This window comes from Leisingera sp. F5, from assembly GCF_001593695.1.
On sequence record NZ_LUKH01000729.1, the window covers coordinates 1 to 1771 of the forward strand.

At 58.6% G+C, this 1771-nt stretch carries 3 protein-coding genes and 1 pseudogene; 3 read left to right on the forward strand and 1 reads right to left on the reverse strand.

What is annotated here, in order from left to right; translation table 11 throughout:
• On the forward strand, positions 1-505 hold a 505-nt coding region (locus A2I95_RS35315; protein ID WP_291737228.1), incomplete at its 5' end, for a saccharopine dehydrogenase C-terminal domain-containing protein.
• A gap of 67 nt (positions 506-572) precedes the next feature.
• Here A2I95_RS35315 and A2I95_RS35320 read toward each other — a convergent pair.
• Entirely contained in the window at positions 573-896 is a 324-nt protein-coding gene (locus A2I95_RS35320) for a DUF3775 domain-containing protein (protein WP_027257190.1), read from the reverse strand.
• Between the two features lie 414 nt (positions 897-1310).
• Between A2I95_RS35320 and A2I95_RS35325 the strand changes: the two are divergent.
• Both A2I95_RS35325 and A2I95_RS35330 read left to right on the forward strand, forming a co-directional pair.
• Positions 1311-1427 (forward strand): annotated as a pseudogene (locus tag A2I95_RS35325) (IS481 family transposase); the annotation flags it as partial.
• Between the two features lie 169 nt (positions 1428-1596).
• Positions 1597-1771 (forward strand): DUF1643 domain-containing protein (locus A2I95_RS35330; RefSeq protein ID WP_291737229.1); only part of this gene is annotated, 175 nt, incomplete at its 3' end.

The window sequence follows — 1771 nt, forward strand, 5'->3', positions numbered from 1 at the left end:
GGTCTACCCGAACCGCGACTCGATCCCGTTCATGGCGCAGTATGAGTTCGGCGAGGACTGGAAGGTGAAGGAATTCGTCCGCGGCACCCTGCGCCTCAACGGCTGGGCCGATGCCTGGGCGGATGTCTTCAAGGAGGTCGAAACCCTCAGCGGCCCCGAAGGCGACGCCCGGCTTAAGGAAATGTCGGACCAGTTCTGGACCGAGAACGCCTATGACGAGGGCGAGCCGGACCGGGTGGTGCTCTGTGTTGGCCTGAAGGCGGAAAAAGACGGCACCGAAGCCTGGCATAAGACCTATGTGATGGACGCCTGGGGCGACGACCGCGGCACCGCAATGGCACGCCTGGTCTCCTATCCGGTGTCCTTCGCAATCGAGGCGGCCATGAACGGCAAGATCGCCGCCGGTGTACACGCCGCGCCCAGCGACCTGAGCCTGGTCGAAAAGTGGATGGGCGGGATCGGCAAGCTGGCCCAGCACCTTGAGGTCGTCGACAGCAAGGCCTGAGGACTGCTGGAAACAACAAGGGGCGCCGGATTGCGGCGCCCTTTTGCATTCCAAACCGGTGCGGCCCCTAGCGGCCGATCACATCGTCCTCAACATCGTTCACATCAATGCCCAGCGCTTCCATGCCAGCCTCCAGATTGTCAGCCAGATGCGGCGTTCCAAGCAAGTAATCGACGGTCGGCGTGGTCGCTTCCTGCCGGGCGGTATAGATCGCTTCACCCAGTTCTTCCGGCTCAAAACTGCCGCGGCCGACCCACATGATACCAACCAATTCCGACTGCTGATCTTCCCCCATCCGGTCGATGAAGGCGCGCAATTCCCCTTCAGCCCGGCCCAGTTCACGGGCCATCATCGCCACTTGTGCCACCTTACGGGCTGAAATCTCCAGCATTGCTCCAATCCTTCTGTTCGCTGCCTCAGCATAGCAAACAGCAGGCCAAACGCCTAAGTCTTTGATCTGTGGCAAATGAAGCGCTGCTTAGCTGTTTGATTCCAGAGGTTGATAGTGCGATCCATTCATTGGAATGGAAGGACGCCTTATGGGACAGACATGCCACCTCTGCGTCGGTCCTGTCACCCGGCAGCGCATTGCGCAGCAATGTCCCGAGAAGTGCAGGCTTCAATCGCGGAGCTGAACTAGGAACCTGGCATCACCCCGAAGCCGATTGCGGAGCGGCGGGCTGCTGAGGATCAGAAGACCCGTCCCAATGTGTCCCGCTCAATCGTCCCTGGTGAAGAGGATGAAGCGATGATCGTTGCTTTCAGGTGGCCTGCTCTCCGACCGCTGGACGACGGCCTTTGCAACCGCCCTCTCAAGACACTCAGTGGACGCGCGCCATACAAATACATCTGCAAGATCCGGACTTCAGAGCCAGACAGTTTCATTGTGGATCCGATCCACCAGAAGCCGGGACTGAACACTTTGGTGAGCAGCAACAATTCCATGCAAAACCTGTCCGAAAGAAATACAATGCCAACAGCTGCAATGTGTCGTGGTGCCCGGCAATGCACATAAAGGGCACTTCTTGGGGTGACCTTAAAACTTGGACAGTTAGCTTGGACAGTCGAAATAGCCCTGCTACAGACGGCTGATGATCACTCGCAGCCACACCAAGGGCGATGCGCCCTCAACCGCCGTCTATTCCGATTGCGAAACCTATCGCTACAGCCTGACCCGGGTTTGGGATCCTGCCGGGCCGCGGGTGATGTTTGTGATGCTGAATCCGTCAACCGCAACCGAAGTACAGAATGATCCGACCATTGAAC